The following is a 15,291-nucleotide window of genomic DNA, read 5'->3' as shown; positions in this document are numbered from 1 at the left end:
GGCTCAGAATGGAATCACGCCGGCGCGATGGAGGGCAAGAACCTCTTCGCGATCAACAAAGCCATGCTCATGGATGGCGCGGTGCTCCGGAAAACTCGCGAAGAGGGCGTGGCGTTCGACGCCGATGATTGGTCTGCGCCCCGGAAATTGGTGGGCGGTGAGATCGTATAGCGATCCGGCTGCCTGCACCCAGAAATGATGCTGGTGCAAGCGCGGCTTCGTGCCTCGGATGATCGTGATGTCCGGGAGCCCATATTTGTCTTCGAGCAGATAGCTGAAGATCATCGAGACGCTTTCGCAGCAATTGCGCGGATAGGAGTGGCTGAAGGGAAATTCGAACGCATCAGTTGCGCGGTTTTCTGTCAGAAAATCGATCAGGATGCGCGCTGACTGGCTGATCTGCGCCCTCGAGCGGACGTCTAATGTAGTGTTCCCGACGGTCTCGATCGGGCATCCCCCGGTGGCTCGGCTAGTGGCAAGGCCCACATGTCGGCTGCTCATCGCGATTCTGCCCGCGCTGCGTGCCGCAACAAGTAGACGCTGACGGCGGAGGCGACGGTGACAACCAGCTCCGCCTCTTCGAAGCCGGGCTCGCGCCCTTCTTGGATGTGACGGCCCTGCTCGGATGCGAACCCCCAGAGGCGGTGGAGCGCGCCATCGAGCGGCTGCGGGATCGTAAGGCGCTTGATGATCTGCCCAAGGGTATCGGTGCTGCCGTCGACTTCCCGCGCGACGCATTCCAGCGCCGCCATCGCATGTTGGATCGCGCCGGTGACGTCGGCCGAGGGACGACGCGAGATGTCCTTGAGCGCTTCGTGCACCTCGTTCGCCGCAGTCGGGCTTCCGGCCTGCTGCATGGTGGCGACAGCATCGCGGGTCGCCAGGGTGAAGGCTTCCGAACCGCGGAAGACGATGCGTCCCTCTTCCATCTGCCAGCCGACGCCGTGTTCCCGAAAGAACTGGGTCAGGCGGCGCGCATATTCGGCTTGCTTGGTACCGGTGTAATCTTCGCGGGCAATCTCGGCGTGGATGCGCTCGGCAATGTCGTACACCTTGTACCAAGGCGCGTCGTCGATCAGCCGATGGACCTCGGTCTCGATATTGCCCGCCGACCAGTTGTTGGGATCGGGCCGCTTGAGCAGCACCTCGCAGACCGCATCGCGCATACCGCCTGGTCCCATGCCGGCGGCATAGCCCAGCATCATGATGGCGGCTCGAACGTCCTCCGGGGCGTCCTCACGGGTGGTGATTTCAACATCGGCGCTGTGATAGCCATGGCGTTCCGAGAAAGAAGCTGAGTCTGTCATAGGACAGCGATGTTATGGCACTCTTAGCCGCGATACAATTCCTTGGTCATTGCGCATAAACACCAAGGAATTATATCATCGCTTATGGAAGCTGCGAGTCACCGCGATCGGGCCCTTGAGGTCGCACGTCAGTGCGGCATCGCACGGGGCCGCGACTTCGATGCGGCCGGTGTCACGCGGGCAACGGTGAAGCGGCTGCGCGACCAGGGTATTCTGCAGCAGATCGGGCGCGGACTCTACAAACTTGCGGATGCATCGGTCGAAAGCAGCACCAGTCTGGCGGAAGCGGCGCGGATCCAGCCGAAAGGCGTGATCTGCCTTCTGTCGGCACTGCAATATCACGAGCTGACCACGCAGACGCCGCACATGGTCTGGATGATGCTGGGACAGAAAGATTGGGCGCCGGTGAACGCATCGGTCGCGCTCAAGATCGTGCGCGCAAGCGGCGAAGCGCTCACGGCCGGTGTCGAGACCCATATGATCGACGGGGTGCCGGTTCCGATCACCGACCCGGCAAAGACGGTCGCCGACTGCTTCAAGCATCGGAACAAGATCGGCATCGATGTTGCGGTCGAGGCGCTGCGCGACTTCATGAAGACCCGCTCCAACCGCGATCTCAATCAGATCTACCGCTACGCGCAGCTGGATCGCGTTCAATCGGTGATGCGGCCTTATCTCGAGGCGATGGTGTGAGGCCAACACCGAAGAATGTTGCGATCTCGGTCCGCGACCGGCTCGTAGCGCGGGCGCGAAGCCGACGGGAAAACGCACAGCTGCTGATGACACGCTATGTCATCGAGCGACTGCTCTATCGGCTGAGCCGTTCATCATATCGGGACCGTTTCATCCTGAAGGGGGCGATGCTTTTCAGTTTGTGGGCCGACGCGCCATATCGCGCGACCGGCGATCTCGATCTGCTTGGCGCTGGCGAGAATACACCCGACACGCTGGCCTCCATATTTCAGGAAATCCTCGCCGTTGAGGTGGATGATGATGGGATCATATTCCGGCCGGACACGCTCAAGGCCGCTGCCGCGCGGGCGGAGGATGAATATGCGGGTGTCCGCATCGACTTTCTGGCGGAGCTCGCGGGCGCACGGCTGCCAATGCACGTCGACATCGGCTATGGCGATGCCGTTACGCCAGCGCCTGTCGACATCCGCTATCCGTCTATGCTCGATCAGCCGATGGCCGAGCTGCGCGCCTATCCGCCCGAAACGGTCGTTGCGGAGAAATTCCAGGCGATGGTAGCGCTCGATATGATCAACACCCGCCTGAAGGACTTCTATGACCTCTGGGCCATCGCCAATACCTTCGAATTCGACGGCACCGTGCTGGCGCGCGCGATCGCCGCGACGTTCGAGCGGCGCCAGACGAAAATCCCGGAGAAAATCCCCGCGGCACTGACCACCGCCTATGCTGACGAGAGGCAGGGCCAGTGGGCCGCTTTTCTAAGGCGCACCGAGATTGCGCTCGCGCCGGAGCCGTTTCCGGATGTTCAGGCGCAGATCGAGCGTTTGGTGATGCCGCCAACCGCAGCCCTGGCTCGCGGCGCGACCTTTGAGGGGCGCTGGCGTCCCGGTGGCCCGTGGGAGAGTTGATTCATGGACATCGTCAAGGCAACGCCCGGCGATCTCGCCGCAGTCCTCACCTGGCTCGAGCGGGAATATGCGGAGGATGGCGAAGGCTTCTGGTGCAACCGGCGGATCATCGAACGCGCACTCGAACATGGCGACCTATGGGTCATTCGTCGCGATGATGAGGCCGTGGCCGTGCAGGTAGGCGACTATGCGCCTGACATTGTCAGCGTCCGCAAGGACTGCCGCAGGCAGGGGCTGGGGGATGCGTTATTCGCGGCATCAATGAAGCGGGCGATGGACGACAATGTGAATGTCCTGTCGATCGAATGTTCGCCGCGAAACTCGTGGACATTCTGGCAGCGCCAAGGTTTCGAACGGTTCGGTGACCTAAGCGAGTGGGGCAAGATCACCGCTCGGCGTATCCTTCCGAGATCGTTCGACCTGCCTGCGGGGCTCCCTACCGCCGATGTCAGGATCGGCTTCTATCCGGAGGCGGCAATCTATGGGCGCGCGCCAGTTACGCCCATAGCGTTCCATTGCATCCGCGGTAGCCGCATCGATGACGGCGCGATCACGCTGGAACGCCGGGTCATCGGTCTTTGCGATGACGAGCCGGAGGGAAAAGATCTTGCGGTCAAGATCGAGGTCGATGGTGAGGTTCGCTGCTTCTGTAAGGCGAAATATGAGGAGGCCAAGGAAGCTGGCGTCATGCGCGACTGGAAAGGCGGAGCATTCTATATCGACGCCGTGGAGCCCGCCGATGAATGACCGCCAGGCCGTTATTCTCGACGCTCCAAAGCGTATCGAGAATCGTCTGTGGGCGGACAGAATGATCTACCTCTTATAGATCGGAATCATGATGCACGGTTCCCACATCGCGTTACAGGATCGGGAAGAACCGCTGGTGCTGGCATGGCCCGCGCAAGGCGATGCAGGCGCGTTTCTGAAGTTTACGCGGTCGATGGAATGGCGGATTTTCATCGACGGCCTCAGTATCGACCCGAGAATCCCGCAAATTGTCCAAGCGAAATTCGCGCGGGCGCAGACGCTGTATCTTTTGGGATGGGTCGACTTCACCTTGATCAAGGCTGGAGAGCTTGCCGCGTTAGTAGCGCTCGAGCTGGCTATGATGGACTGCTATGGCGGCAAGGTTGCCAAGAGCAAGCGCCGCTTCGCCGCACTGCTCAAGCATATGGTGGAAGTCGACGGCCTCACCGACCGCGATATTCCGATGGTGACGCGGTGCAATGGATCAGCGATCGGTCAGTTGACGGGTGTCACACATCCCACTTTAGCCGAACGGCGAAATTCGCTGGCGCACGGTGATCCGTTCGACGGCCTGCCGACCGGCGGCCTCCTTGAGCTGGTTCGGGACCTGATCAATTACGCCTATCGCGCCTATATCGCGGAAGCAACGTCGGCGGGTCTAAGAGCTTGCGATTGAGAGCGCGCAGTGGGGCTGCCTCCCGTCAGCCTATGCTCTTATCGTTCGCTGCCTTATGCGCGCGTGGCGGCCGCCTTCAGTTCACGAAAAACGCGATCTGCTTCGAGAAGGTCCTGGCCGGTATGGAGCGAGTCTCCCGCGTGATCAGGGTACCAGCCACCGACCTCTACCACTCGTGACAAGGCCCCGAACGCGACTGTTTGGGAGCGAACGTCTCGCGTCAGCCGTTCACCAGTTTCTGGGTGGATTCGAGTGGCAGTCATTGCAGGCACCAAAAGGTCAAACCGGGTTGGAAGATCGGGCGATGTGGTGAAGCCGCAAATAAACCAATGTCGGCAAGCAGGGCAACCTCAAGCCACCGGCTGTCACTTGATCTTCCCCCATAGGAACAGAGCAGTGATGATCGGCGCCATCAATGCCGCGATCGAAGGAAGTCGATAATGCGAACGTTTGGGATCGCAGCGCAAGGCCCAGATAACCCACCCAAGCCCCAACAGGGTCAGCAGGATGCCCACGCCGGTTGCAACGATGATCTGGGCCGCGTCGCTCACTGCGTCCACCGTCTCGAGCGATTTTTGGCGGCCAACGCAGATCCGCTCGCTTCCGCCCAACCGCTCCACAGACGATACGTTAGCATAGCCATGTCAATGCCGATGAAGCTGACCCCTACTCCAGGGCAGCGCGACCTTATCTCTTCAGACAAGTGCCACTCTCCGGCTTCATCCATTCGAAAGAAGAACGTGCCGTCCCCTTGAGGATCCTTTGGTTCTTCAAAGCTAATGTGAGAAATGGCTTCCCAGTATCGCTCCATCTGGGCGTAGAATTGAAAATCAGCTTCTGAGGTCCATGATCTGACCAGCGCGACCTCCTTTGCGCTTGGCTGTGGCTGGGCCCCCCGATTGGGGCGAGGACGGAAATCGTAAGCAAGTGCCTGCTCCCAGGTCAGTTCGACCCAGGTCACCAACCCTTTCCGGTATTTCTCGAACTCCGCAAACCACAGTTCATCTTCTTGACCGGAAACGTGCCGGGCGATGCGCCCCTCCCGTACGAATTCCTTTTGTATTCTGAGTAGATCCCAAATGACGTAGAGATTGGCTTGTGAGATACCGTTGGTCTCCATCCAGTCTACCGCTTCGTGGAACCGCCGCGCGATCGCGGCGAGTGACGGCGTTCCAATGCCGAAGCCGCGTAGTTGCTGCAAAAGGGCAGCCAAACTCACCTCGCGATATTCAAATCGGCGATGGCTGCCTCGCCCTGTACCACCTTCGGCGGCGCGCAGGAGGCCTTCGCGCATCCAGTAGTTGAGAGTGCTGTCGTCGATGCCCGTCATCCGGGCGATCTGGACCCGTGTGAACAGGTCCCTGGGATAGAGGCTGGTATCCATTTGAACAAAAGAAGCAAACCTTGCGTCTATTTACAAGCAATTTCTGCGTCTAGTGTTCTACCCACCCATTTCTGTCATTTCCATGTCCTGACCGGTTCGCCAGGCTTGCGATCCAACGCTCCGTCAATCTTGGTGAATTTCGCCGAACGGTCGGTTGACGATAGTTAGACGACCGTTGTGGTCGGTCTTCAAGAGACGCGCAGGCCTGACGCATCATTCGGCACGAACGAGGTCAGTGAGGCACCGCGCCCAGTTCGAACCCGGTCTTGTCGTGTAGCGCAAACCGGTCGACAATGTCCGCACTGGCTTCATTGTAGCCGAGCACTTCGACCTCGCGACCATCACGGCGCAGGCGGGCCACAATCTTGTCGAGTGCTCCCACAGCCGAGATATCCCAGAAATGGCCGTGTGATACATCAATCGTTACGGTATCCGCACGATCCTCAACGTGGAAGGCACGGGTAAACCGCTCGACCGAAGCGAAGAAGATTTCGCCGCGCACACGGTAGATTGCGGTGCGGCCATCGGAAGAGACCTCGCGATCGACCGCGAACATGCGCTGGACCTTGCCCGCAAAGAAGATGCCCGACAGTAGCACGCCCGCCAGCACGCCCAGCGAGAGATCGTGCGTGGACACCACGACGGCCACGGTCACCAGCATGACGACCGAGGACGTCGGTGGATGGCGTCGCAGATTGGGGATCGAGTTCCATGAGAAGGTACCGATCGAGACCATGATCATCACCGCGACCAGCGCGGGCATCGGCACACGGCCGACCCACGGCCCCAGCACGGCCAGCATGAACAGCAGAAACGCGCCCGCGACGAAGGTAGACAGGCGGCGTCGCCCGCCAGAGGTCACGTTGATTACCGACTGTCCGATCATCGCGCAGCCGCCCATGCCGCCGAACAGCGCGGCAACGATGTTGGCGCCGCCCTGGCCCATGCACTCGCGGCGCTTGTCGCTGTCGGTATGGGTCATGTCGTCGACGATCTGGGCCGTCAGCAGCGATTCGAGCAGGCCGACCGCAGCCATGGTCAGCGAATAGGGCGCGATGATCCGCAGGGTTTCCCAGTTGAGGGGCACGTCCGGCAGAACGAGGCTTGGCAGCCCCTCAGGCAGCTTGCCCATGTCGCCCACGGTGTTCACCGAAAGCCCCATGCCGATGCTTATGGCGGTCAGCACGAGAATGGCCACCAGCGGCGATGGCACGGCAGTAGTCAATCGCGGGAACAGGTAGATGATGGCAAGGCCGCCCGCCACCATGGCATAAGTCTCCCAGCCAACGCCGGTGAGCTGCGGCAGCTGCGCCATGAAGATCAGGATGGCCAGCGCGTTGACGAACCCGGTGATGACCGATCGTGAAACGAACTGCATGAGCAGGTCGAGCCGCAGCAGGCCGGCGATGGCCTGAATCACGCCCATCAGGATGGTCGCTGCAAAGAGATATTCGACGCCATGATCGCGCACGAGGGGGATAACCACCACGGCAACCGCTGCGGTTGCGGCGGAGATCATGCCGGGCCGGCCGCCGACGAGCGAGATGACGATGGCGATGGCGATGGCAACCGAGGCATAAAGCCCGACGCGCGGATCGACACCGGCGATGATCGAGAAGCCGATGGCTTCGGGAATGAGCGCAAGGGCCACGACAATGCCCGCCAGCACATCGGCCCGCAAACCTGCTCCGCCCGCGAACCACTCGCGGCGATAGTTTTCAAAACGGTCAGTCATTGCAAATCCACAAAAGCACGATGCGCGCCAAAGCGCGGTTGAGATATTCGTTCGTGCATGATGTTGTCCGGCGGATCGGCGGCCGGAATAGCCACCCGGTCTTTCACCGGGTCCTTGCGGTTGGCGGCCTGTTAGCTGGGAACAGGCCAATGTTCAACCACGCCGCTCCGGTCAGGCGGCAGGGCCGATCGAGGCGAGGATGCCGCTCGCCGCCGGAACCGGCTTGTTCCCGTCAACCCGCTCGGAATAGCGGTCCACGAGTTGCTCGGCATGGGGGCGCAGGAGGACGGTAAAGCGCACCAGTTCCTCGACCACGTCCACGATCCGATCGTAGTAGCTTGACGGCTTCATCCGGCCCGCGTCGTCGAACTCCTCATAGGCCTTGGCCACGGAAGACTGGTTGGGAATCGTGAACATCCGCATCCAGCGCCCAAGAATGCGCAACGAGTTAACGCTGTTGAAGCTTTGCGATCCGGCGCTGACCTGCATCACCGCGAGCGTGCGGCCCTGGGTGGGGCGCAAGCCCTTGTAGGCCAGGGGCAGATGATCGATCTGCGTCTTCATGATCCCGGTGATCTGGCCGTGCCGTTCCGGGCTGCACCAGACCTGGCCTTCCGACCACAACGAATGTTCGCGCAGCTCATGCACGGCCGGGTGATCGTCGCCGTCAACCTGGTCCGGCAAGGGCAGATCGGAAGGATCGAATATCCGCGTATCGCAGCCAAAAAACTGCAGCAGCCGAGCGGCTTCCTCGACGACGAGACGCGAATAGGAGCGTTCGCGCAAAGAACCGTAAAGCAGCAATATGCGCGGTGGTGGATCGAGCTCGCCTAGGCCCAGTGCAGGACGGCGATGAGCATATTCGGGCTTGAGTGCAGGAAGCAGGCCTGGATCGGCAAGCGCGCGCAGACGAGGATACTCGGACATATTCAAACGAACTCCATCACGCCGTTCGCGGCGCAAACAGGATGATGGCCGCGCCTAGAATGCAGACTGCAGCTCCAATGAAATCCCAGCGGTCAGGCTGCTGGCGTTCGACGACCCAAAGCCAGGCCAGCGATGCGGCGATATAGACGCCGCCGTAGACGGCATAAGCGCGCCCCGCCGCATCGGTTGGTGCCAGTGTCAGCAACCACGCGAAGATCACCAGCGAAGCCGTTCCCGGCGCGAGCCACCAGATCGATTTGCCCAGTCTGAGACACGCCCAGAAGGCGAAGCAGCCCGCGATCTCGAAGAAGGCGGCAGCAACGAAGATACCGAGCGCCGGAGCTGAAGCAATGTTCATCCCCGCGAATCTACCGGAACGCTGTCAGGGAACCAGCGCCGCCCGAACCAGAAGGCAACGTTCACCAGCAGGATCAGCACCGGCACTTCGACCAGTGGGCCGATAACGGCGGCGAAGGCTACTGGCGAAGCCAGCCCGAAGGCGGCAATGGCCACAGCAATTGCCAGCTCGAAATTGTTGCCCGCTGCCGTGAACGCCACTGCCGTAGTCCGCGGATAATCGCTGGCAATCAGCTTCCCCATGAAGAAACTGATGCTGAACTGGACCACAAAGTAGATCGTCAGCGGAATGGCGATACGGATGGTGTCGCCGGGCAGCGTGAGGATCTCGCCGCCTTTCAGGCTGAACATCGCGGTGATGGTGAACAGCAGGGCGATCAGCGTGATGGGGCCGATCAGCGGCAGGAAGGTTCGCTCATACCATTCATCGCCCTTGGCCTTCGCCAGCCATTTGCGAGTCAGGTATCCCGCAAGGAACGGGATGCCGAGATAGATCAGGACAGCTTCGGCAATCGTCCAGAAGCTGACATCGATCACGCTGCCTTCCAAGCCGAACAGGGGTGGCAGAAAGGCGAGGAAGAACCAGGCGTAGACGCTGAAGAACAGAATCTGGAAGATCGAGTTGAACGCCACGAGCGCCGCGACATACTGGTTGTCGCCCTTGGCCAGCTGATTCCAGACGATCACCATGGCAATGCAGCGCGCAAGGCCGATCAGAATCAGGCCGGTCATATATTCCGGCTTGTCCGAGAGGAAGATAACCGCCAGCGCAAACATCAGCACTGGCCCGATGATCCAGTTCTGGATCAGCGAGATCGCCAGCACCCGCTTGTCCTCGAACACGCGCGGCAGTTCCTCGTATCGCACACGGGCTAGCGGCGGATACATCATCAGAATCAGGCCGATGGCGATGGGAATGTTGGTGCTGCCCCACGAAAGGCTGTCGATGGCCTTAGGCAGGCCCTCGAACGTCGACCCCAGCCCGACGCCCAGCGCCATGGCGAGGAATATCCACAAGGTCAGATAGCGATCAAGGAACGACAGGCGTTCGCGCTTGGGCTGGGCGGTCATTGTCGTTCCTGCTTCAGCCGGCGACGCGATTGCCGGCGGCGTCGATGACCTGCTCGCCATCTTCCTTGGCGAAAGCAGCGCGCTGGGCGGCAGGAATGAGGTCGAGGACCTCTTCCGACGGGCGGCACAGCTTCACGCCAAGCGGCGAGACCACCAGCGGGCGGTTGATCAGGATGGGATGTTCCATCATCGCGTCGATCAACTGCGCATCGGTGAGATCAGGATTGTCTAGGCCCAGTTCCGCGTAGGGTGTATCCTTTTCGCGCAGCAGCGCGCGTGGGGCGATGCCGGCCCGTTCGATCAGGCTTTCGAGCAAGGCACGCGAAGGCGGTGTCTTGAGGTATTCGACAACGTGCGGCTCGATGCCCGCATTGCGGATCATGGCCAGCGTGTTGCGCGAGGTCCCGCATTCCGGGTTGTGATAGATTACGATGTCGGTCACGCGCTCGCTCCGCTGCTAGCGCCTTCGGCCTTGCCAATTTCCTTGAGCTTCTGCTTCATCGCCATCTCGTCGATGCTGGCATGCGGCAATGTCAGGAACAGCGAGATGCGGTTAGTGAGGTAGCGCAAGGCCTGCAGAAAGGCGTCGCGCTGGCCTTCGCCCTCAACAGCTGCCGGATCTTCGATGCCCCAGTGCGCGGTCATCGGATGCCCGATCCAGACCGGGCATGTCTCACCAGCAGCGCTGTCGCAAACGGTGAAGATGAAATCGAATTCCGGCGAACCGGGCTTGGAGAACTCGCTCCAGCTTTTCGAATACATACCGCTGGTGTCGTAGCCCATGCCGTTCAGCACCGAGAGCGCCATGGGATGAACCTCGCCCTTGGGCTGGCTGCCAGCGCTCCAGGCCTTGAACCGGCCTGCGCCAAGCTTGTTCATCACCGCTTCGCCCAGGATAGAGCGGGCGCTGTTGCCGGTGCACAGGAACAGGACGTTGTAGATCTTGTCAGCCATTTGAAGCCTCAGGCGTCTTGGGGTTGGGATGGGTTACAGGCCAGATCGGCCATCAGATCGCCGCACATTTCCGGCGCGCCCTGGCAGCAGTCCTGCATCAGGAACAGAAGCAGACGGCGCATACCCGGATAGTCGGCGCGGTAATGGATCAGCCGGCTTTCGCGCTCCGACTGGACCAGCCCGGCACGCTCCAGCGTGGCAAGATGATGCGACATGGTGGAAGGCGGCACGCTTTGATGTTCGGCGATAGCGCCTGCGATCATGCCTTCAGGGCCAGTCTTGACCAGCATGCGGAACACCGAGAGCCGGGTTTCGTGCGCCAAGGCTCCAAGCGCATCGACAGCCCAGACCTGTGCGTTGAGATCGTCCATCCAATCCACCTTTCGAGAATGATGGAAATAGCTTTAGCTCTGGCTAAGTCAATCGACATTTCCAGAATCGTCAAATCATGTGTCAGCGTTGATCTGCGTCAAAGCGCATATGCGCGTTACAGCATACGCAGGTCTTATGGATTTGCGCATCAATGACCTGCTCACCGCTCTGTCGGAACCAACGCGCCTGCGTGCGCTGCAAATCATCTGGGATGGTGATGAGCATTGCGTCTGCGAGTTGATGGACCGCTTGGGCGCTACCCAGTCACGCATGTCGCGGCATATGGCGCGGCTCAAAGTGGCGGGCCTGCTGACCGACCGGCGCGATGCGCAATGGGTCCGCTATCGCCGCAATCCCGATCTCCCGGCGGCAACGGTGGCCATTGTGGATGCCATCCTATCCGCACTGCCCGTGCTTGCTCCTGCCCAATGCCAGAAAAAGGCCGCCTGAAATGAATACCATTGCCGCAAGCTTGGGTCAGGCCCGCAAGTCGCAAGGGATATGGTTTGCCGGGATCGCCATCTTCGTGGCCGCGTGGTTTGTCCTCTACAACCAGCTGCTGCCCTTTGCGCGGTGGCTGGTAGCGCAACTGCCGATCGCCCCCGGCAGTCATCTTGCTTCGTCGGTCGAGTTCTTCTTCTACGACACACCCAAAGTGCTGATGTTGCTCACACTGGTGGTGTTCGCGATGGGCGTGGTGCGCACCTTCTTCTCGCCCGAACGCACCCGCGCGCTGCTGGCGGGCAAGCGCGAAGGGCTGGGCAACATCGCCGCCGCGCACCTCGGCATTGTCACGCCATTCTGCTCCTGCTCGGCCGTGCCGCTGTTCGTCGGTTTCGTCTCGGCAGGCGTGCCGCTGGGCGTCACCTTCTCGTTTCTGATTGCCGCGCCGATGGTCAACGAGATTGCCCTTGGCCTGCTGTTTGCGGTGGTGGGCTGGAAAGTGGCGCTGACCTACCTCGCCTTCGGGCTGTCCATTGCCATCGTGTCGGGCTGGGTCATTGGCCGCCTGCATCTGGAAGGCTGGCTCGAACCCTGGGTGCGTGAAGTCCGCGCTGGCGACGTTGACCTTGAGGATGAGCATCTCACCTGGGTGGATCGGTTCGAGGCGGGCTGGGACGCGGTCAAGGAGATCGTCGGCAAGGTCTGGTACTGGATCATCGTCGGTATCGCCGCCGGTGCCTTCATCCACGGCTATGTGCCCGCCGAGCTGCTTTCCAGCATCATGGGCGCGGATAGCTGGTGGTCGGTGCCCGCCGCCGTGCTGCTAGGCATCCCGATGTATTCCAATGCCGCCGGGATCATTCCGGTGATCGAGGCGCTGCTGGGCAAGGGCGCGGCGCTCGGCACGGTCCTCGCCTTCATGATGTCGGTGATCGCGCTCTCGCTCCCCGAGATGATCATCCTGCGCAAGGTGCTCAGCCTCAAGCTCATCGCGATGTTTGTTGCCGTGGTTGGCACTGGCATCCTTGGCGTAGGTTACCTGTTCAACGCTCTGTTCTCCTAAAAAGGATCCATCCCGTGAAAGACATCAAAGTGCTCGGCCCCGGCTGCAAGCGGTGCCAGACGACCGAAGACATGGTGAAGGCCGCCGCTGCCGCGCTTGGCATCGAGGCGTCGATCGAAAAGATCAGCGACTACGCCGAGATGGCCAAGTACGGTATTGTCTCAACGCCGGGCATCGTGATCGATGGCAAGGTCGTTCATGCTGGCGGACTGCCGAAGGAAGACGACCTCAAGCGCTGGCTTCAGGCCTGAGGGCGTGGATACCCATGACATCGTCATTATCGGCGGCGGCCAGATGGGGCTGTCGCTGGGCTACTATCTCCACCGCGCCAAGGCCGATTTCCTGATCCTCGATGCCGAGGATGGTCCCGGCGGTGCCTGGCGGCATGGCTGGGAATCGCTGCGGCTGTTTTCTCCGGCAGGCTACAGTTCACTCCCGGGATGGCTGATGCCCCCGCCCAATCATGACGGCTATCCGACCCGGGACGATGTTCTGGACTATCTTTCCCGCTACGAAGAACGCTATCACTTGCCTGTTCGGCGACCGGCCAGAGTGACGAGAGTCCATCGAAGCAGCGATCATCTGGAAATCGACATCGGCTCGGAGCGATTGGCTGCAAGGCATGTGGTCAGCGCAACGGGCACTTGGTCGCATCCCCATGTTCCCGACATGCCGGGCCGTGACCTGTTCCAGGGCACACAGGTTCATTCGGCGCACTATGTGCGGCCTGAGCACTTTGCCGGTCGGACGGTGCTGGTGGTCGGCGGCGGAAACAGCGGCGCGCAGATCATGGCCGAGGTCGCACCGATCGCCCGCGCGCTCTGGGTTACGAACCAAGACCCCCTATTCCTGTCAGACGATGTCGATGGCCGCGTCCTGTTCGAGCGTGCCGTCGCGCGGATGAAGGCTGGGCCGGGCGAAACACCGGTCGGGGGCATTGGCGATATCGTGATGGTGCCGCCGGTCAGGGAGGCCCGCGGCCGAGGCGATCTGACGACCGTTCGGCCGTTCTTGCGGATGACATCAACCGGCGTTGTCTGGCCTGATCGCTCGGAGATGAAGGTCGATGCGATCATCTGGTGCACGGGCTTCAGGCCCGCGCTTGACCATCTGCGTTCGCTCGACATTGTCGAAGCTGACGGACGCGTGCTTGTCGAAGACCAGCGGTCAGTCGAAGAGCCGCGATTGTGGCTGGCTGGATATGGCGATTGGACCGGGCCGGGATCAGCGACGCTGATGGGCGCTGCACGAACAGCGAGAGATCTGGTTCGAGCATTGATATCTGAAGCGACCTCGTAATAGAAGGCGTTTTGATGATCGAGGAGCAGCGCGAGTCCCAGAAGCTAATCTCGGTCGAATAGTTGGAGTTCAACTGAAGCTCCCCACTCCACCTTCGCTCAAATCCGAGGAACGTCGCCGAACGGCCGGTTCACAACCCCTAAGACAGCTTCGGCCACGAAGACGCGATTGCGACGATAGCCCGTCCGCTCGACAAGGATGTTCGCCTCAACGAGTTGGTTGATAGCCGCAAGGGCCTGCGGTTTTGAAACACCCAGCTTTTCGGCCAGGCGCTTCAAGGTGATAACCGGATAGTCGATCAAAAGGTCAAGCGCGCGCAGCGACGCCGACCCTGCCCTGAACTTGCGTCGCCCTCGCCAGTCGGCGGTCAGTTGCCCAAGCGTGTCGCGCGTTGCGAACAGCTCTTCCACGGTGCCGGTAATCGCGTCCGAGAGATAGCCGATCAGCGGCGCCCAATCGAGCCGCTGCTGAGCGGCTTTCAGCCCTTCATAATAGCCTGCGCGGTTGGCCGCGATGAACGGTGCGAGATAGAGGGGCACCTGGCCCTCCGCCGCCATCATAAGCGGCAGCAGAAGCCGACCGACACGCCCGTTCCCGTCAGCGAAGGGATGGACGGCCTCGAAATGCGCGTGGGCGACAGCCATCCTTGTGATCAGGCTCTGCGAGACCCCCTGCATGCCTTCGCAGCGCATGTAGGCCATGGTTTGCTCAAGACACGCGGCGGCACAATCCGGGGGTGCCGGATTGTAGGTCGAAGTGGAAATATGGCCTGTGCCCCCGATCCAGTTCACGACGTCTTTCAGCTCGCCTGGGATTCCTCGGTAGTCAGGGTCGTGGCGCATCGCCTCGCGGTGCAGTTCCTTCACGAGATCGATCGTGAAGATATCGACACCGTCGTTCGTGGCGCGAGGTAGCAAGCGATCGAGTGTCAGGGCGTAGTCACGAACCTGACGGGCCGCGTCGCGGGCATCGTCATCGTCTTCTTCGACCGTCAGCAGTTCATTGAGCGTCGAATGCGTTCCCTCCATCGCGGAGCTGTCGACAGCTTCGCGCCGGCTGAGCGTTCGACTGATGACATAAGGATCGGGGGCACGTTCGGCGAGCGTCTGAACGCGCCCGAGCATGGAGAGTGCGCGGTCGTGAGCGAGCTGAACCGCCTGGATCGGCAGTGCATCTTCAGGCGGCGGCAGCGGAATGACGCCGTAGTGATTGTCAAAGGGCGCAGGATAGCGAACCAGCCGCTCGCGTAGCGCCCCTGCAAGGTGGTTTCTATGCACTAAGCCTTCCCATACCGACCCTAAAATGCGATCCAATGAAGGGATAATGGCATAAACCTAAATAAGATACAATTTTC

20 protein-coding genes and 1 other annotated feature are annotated in these 15,291 nt (G+C 61.0%); of the genes, 8 read left to right on the top strand and 12 right to left on the bottom strand.

Features of this window, described 5'->3' with window-relative positions; all coding sequences use genetic code 11:
* Positions 1-3: 3 nt before the first annotated feature.
* Positions 4-501 carry a hypothetical protein gene (locus LUA85_RS07035; protein WP_231468204.1) on the bottom strand — a complete coding sequence of 166 codons (498 nt, stop codon included), beginning with the start codon at positions 499-501 and terminating at the stop codon, positions 4-6.
* Positions 498-1,307: an AbiJ-NTD4 domain-containing protein gene (locus tag LUA85_RS07030; RefSeq protein WP_231468202.1), complete on the bottom strand. Its 810-nt coding sequence runs from the start codon at positions 1,305-1,307 to the stop codon at positions 498-500. The genes LUA85_RS07035 and LUA85_RS07030 overlap by 4 nt, the downstream gene beginning before the upstream one ends.
* An 84-nt stretch (positions 1,308-1,391) precedes the next feature.
* On the opposite strand from LUA85_RS07030, the gene LUA85_RS07025 reads away from it, so the two are divergent.
* The 4 genes from LUA85_RS07025 (at position 1,392) to LUA85_RS07010 (ending at position 4,331) form a co-directional block, all read left to right on the top strand.
* Positions 1,392-2,000, top strand: a complete 609-nt coding sequence (locus LUA85_RS07025) for a type IV toxin-antitoxin system AbiEi family antitoxin domain-containing protein (protein WP_231468200.1) — start codon at positions 1,392-1,394, stop codon at positions 1,998-2,000.
* 86 nt (positions 2,001-2,086) lie between these two features.
* Complete coding sequence (locus LUA85_RS07020) at positions 2,087-2,908, top strand: nucleotidyl transferase AbiEii/AbiGii toxin family protein (protein WP_231468198.1); 822 nt, start codon at positions 2,087-2,089, stop codon at positions 2,906-2,908.
* 3 nt (positions 2,909-2,911) lie between these two features.
* Positions 2,912-3,655, top strand: coding sequence for a GNAT family N-acetyltransferase (locus LUA85_RS07015; RefSeq protein WP_231468196.1), 744 nt, complete (start codon positions 2,912-2,914; stop codon positions 3,653-3,655).
* 193 nt (positions 3,656-3,848) lie between these two features.
* Complete coding sequence (locus LUA85_RS07010) at positions 3,849-4,331, top strand: hypothetical protein (protein WP_231468193.1); 483 nt, start codon at positions 3,849-3,851, stop codon at positions 4,329-4,331.
* Between the two features lie 365 nt (positions 4,332-4,696).
* On the opposite strand, the gene LUA85_RS07005 is transcribed toward LUA85_RS07010, so the two are convergent.
* From LUA85_RS07005 to LUA85_RS06965, 9 genes are all read right to left on the bottom strand, one after another.
* Positions 4,697-4,882, bottom strand: coding sequence for a hypothetical protein (locus LUA85_RS07005; protein ID WP_231468191.1), 186 nt, complete (start codon positions 4,880-4,882; stop codon positions 4,697-4,699).
* Positions 4,879-5,715: a MerR family transcriptional regulator gene (locus LUA85_RS07000; protein ID WP_231468188.1), complete on the bottom strand. Its 837-nt coding sequence runs from the start codon at positions 5,713-5,715 to the stop codon at positions 4,879-4,881. The genes LUA85_RS07005 and LUA85_RS07000 overlap by 4 nt, the downstream gene beginning before the upstream one ends.
* Before the next feature lie 232 nt (positions 5,716-5,947).
* Positions 5,948-7,450, bottom strand: a complete 1,503-nt coding sequence (locus tag LUA85_RS06995) for a SulP family inorganic anion transporter (protein ID WP_231468186.1) — start codon at positions 7,448-7,450, stop codon at positions 5,948-5,950.
* A gap of 61 nt (positions 7,451-7,511) precedes the next feature.
* Positions 7,512-7,567, bottom strand: a sequence feature (sul1 is cis-regulatory element that is thought to sense ions involved in sulfur or methionine metabolism; They are found in Alphaproteobacteria).
* Between the two features lie 54 nt (positions 7,568-7,621).
* Complete coding sequence (gene arsH, locus LUA85_RS06990; RefSeq protein WP_231468184.1) at positions 7,622-8,377, bottom strand: arsenical resistance protein ArsH; 756 nt, start codon at positions 8,375-8,377, stop codon at positions 7,622-7,624.
* A 16-nt stretch (positions 8,378-8,393) separates the two neighbouring features.
* Positions 8,394-8,735 carry a YnfA family protein gene (locus LUA85_RS06985; RefSeq protein WP_231468182.1) on the bottom strand — a complete coding sequence of 114 codons (342 nt, stop codon included), beginning with the start codon at positions 8,733-8,735 and terminating at the stop codon, positions 8,394-8,396.
* Complete coding sequence (arsB, locus tag LUA85_RS06980; protein ID WP_231468181.1) at positions 8,732-9,805, bottom strand: ACR3 family arsenite efflux transporter; 1,074 nt, start codon at positions 9,803-9,805, stop codon at positions 8,732-8,734. The genes LUA85_RS06985 and arsB overlap by 4 nt, the downstream gene beginning before the upstream one ends.
* A gap of 13 nt (positions 9,806-9,818) precedes the next feature.
* On the bottom strand, positions 9,819-10,247 hold the full coding sequence (arsC, locus tag LUA85_RS06975; RefSeq protein ID WP_231468179.1) for an arsenate reductase (glutaredoxin): 429 nt from the start codon (positions 10,245-10,247) through the stop codon (positions 9,819-9,821).
* A complete protein-coding gene (locus tag LUA85_RS06970) occupies positions 10,244-10,759 on the bottom strand; it encodes an arsenate reductase ArsC (RefSeq protein ID WP_231468177.1) in 516 nt (171 codons plus the stop codon). Before LUA85_RS06970 ends, arsC begins: the two co-directional genes overlap by 4 nt.
* 8 nt (positions 10,760-10,767) lie before the next feature.
* The gene (locus LUA85_RS06965; RefSeq protein WP_231468176.1) at positions 10,768-11,130 is read right to left on the bottom strand and encodes a helix-turn-helix transcriptional regulator; all 363 of its coding nucleotides are present in this window, start codon (positions 11,128-11,130) and stop codon (positions 10,768-10,770) included.
* A 109-nt stretch (positions 11,131-11,239) separates the two neighbouring features.
* Here LUA85_RS06965 and LUA85_RS06960 point away from each other — a divergent pair, with 109 nt between their 5' ends.
* The 4 genes from LUA85_RS06960 to LUA85_RS06945 are packed head-to-tail and all read left to right on the top strand — an operon-like array spanning position 11,240 to position 13,937.
* Complete coding sequence (locus LUA85_RS06960) at positions 11,240-11,581, top strand: helix-turn-helix transcriptional regulator (RefSeq protein ID WP_231468175.1); 342 nt, start codon at positions 11,240-11,242, stop codon at positions 11,579-11,581.
* Between the two features lies 1 nt (position 11,582).
* On the top strand, positions 11,583-12,638 hold the full coding sequence (locus LUA85_RS06955; protein WP_231468173.1) for a permease: 1,056 nt from the start codon (positions 11,583-11,585) through the stop codon (positions 12,636-12,638).
* Positions 12,639-12,652: 14 nt separating this feature from the next.
* Positions 12,653-12,889 (top strand): thioredoxin family protein, encoded by a 237-nt coding sequence (locus tag LUA85_RS06950; protein WP_231468171.1) that lies wholly within the window; start codon positions 12,653-12,655, stop codon positions 12,887-12,889.
* Between the two features lie 4 nt (positions 12,890-12,893).
* A complete protein-coding gene (locus LUA85_RS06945) occupies positions 12,894-13,937 on the top strand; it encodes an ArsO family NAD(P)H-dependent flavin-containing monooxygenase (protein ID WP_231468169.1) in 1,044 nt (347 codons plus the stop codon).
* Positions 13,938-14,035: 98 nt separating this feature from the next.
* Here the strand turns inward: LUA85_RS06945 and LUA85_RS06940 are convergent, their stop codons facing one another.
* Complete coding sequence (locus tag LUA85_RS06940; protein WP_231468167.1) at positions 14,036-15,214, bottom strand: Fic family protein; 1,179 nt, start codon at positions 15,212-15,214, stop codon at positions 14,036-14,038.
* Positions 15,215-15,291: the final 77 nt, after the last annotated feature.

It is taken from the genome of Novosphingobium sp. CECT 9465 (assembly GCF_920987055.1).
Taxonomy (GTDB): Bacteria; Pseudomonadota; Alphaproteobacteria; order Sphingomonadales; family Sphingomonadaceae; genus Novosphingobium.
This window is presented reverse-complemented; position numbering and strand designations above follow the sequence as displayed.

Excerpts from the sequence above, each read along its gene's own strand:
- LUA85_RS07020 (WP_231468198.1), top strand. The coding sequence starts at position 2,087 with ATGACACGCTATGTCATCGAGCGACTGCTCTATCGGCTGAGCCGTTCA.
- LUA85_RS06965 (WP_231468176.1), bottom strand. The coding sequence starts at position 11,130 with ATGGACGATCTCAACGCACAGGTCTGGGCTGTCGATGCGCTTGGAGCC.
- LUA85_RS07010 (WP_231468193.1), top strand. The coding sequence starts at position 3,849 with ATGGAATGGCGGATTTTCATCGACGGCCTCAGTATCGACCCGAGAATC.
- LUA85_RS07000 (WP_231468188.1), bottom strand. The coding sequence starts at position 5,715 with ATGGATACCAGCCTCTATCCCAGGGACCTGTTCACACGGGTCCAGATC.
- LUA85_RS06970 (WP_231468177.1), bottom strand. The coding sequence starts at position 10,759 with ATGGCTGACAAGATCTACAACGTCCTGTTCCTGTGCACCGGCAACAGC.
- arsB (WP_231468181.1), bottom strand. The coding sequence starts at position 9,805 with ATGACCGCCCAGCCCAAGCGCGAACGCCTGTCGTTCCTTGATCGCTAT.
- LUA85_RS07030 (WP_231468202.1), bottom strand. The coding sequence starts at position 1,307 with ATGACAGACTCAGCTTCTTTCTCGGAACGCCATGGCTATCACAGCGCC.
- LUA85_RS06985 (WP_231468182.1), bottom strand. The coding sequence starts at position 8,735 with ATGAACATTGCTTCAGCTCCGGCGCTCGGTATCTTCGTTGCTGCCGCC.
- LUA85_RS07015 (WP_231468196.1), top strand. The coding sequence starts at position 2,912 with ATGGACATCGTCAAGGCAACGCCCGGCGATCTCGCCGCAGTCCTCACC.
- LUA85_RS07025 (WP_231468200.1), top strand. The coding sequence starts at position 1,392 with ATGGAAGCTGCGAGTCACCGCGATCGGGCCCTTGAGGTCGCACGTCAG.
- LUA85_RS06960 (WP_231468175.1), top strand. The coding sequence starts at position 11,240 with ATGCGCGTTACAGCATACGCAGGTCTTATGGATTTGCGCATCAATGAC.
- LUA85_RS06995 (WP_231468186.1), bottom strand. The coding sequence starts at position 7,450 with ATGACTGACCGTTTTGAAAACTATCGCCGCGAGTGGTTCGCGGGCGGA.
- LUA85_RS07035 (WP_231468204.1), bottom strand. The coding sequence starts at position 501 with ATGAGCAGCCGACATGTGGGCCTTGCCACTAGCCGAGCCACCGGGGGA.
- LUA85_RS06955 (WP_231468173.1), top strand. The coding sequence starts at position 11,583 with ATGAATACCATTGCCGCAAGCTTGGGTCAGGCCCGCAAGTCGCAAGGG.
- arsH (WP_231468184.1), bottom strand. The coding sequence starts at position 8,377 with ATGTCCGAGTATCCTCGTCTGCGCGCGCTTGCCGATCCAGGCCTGCTT.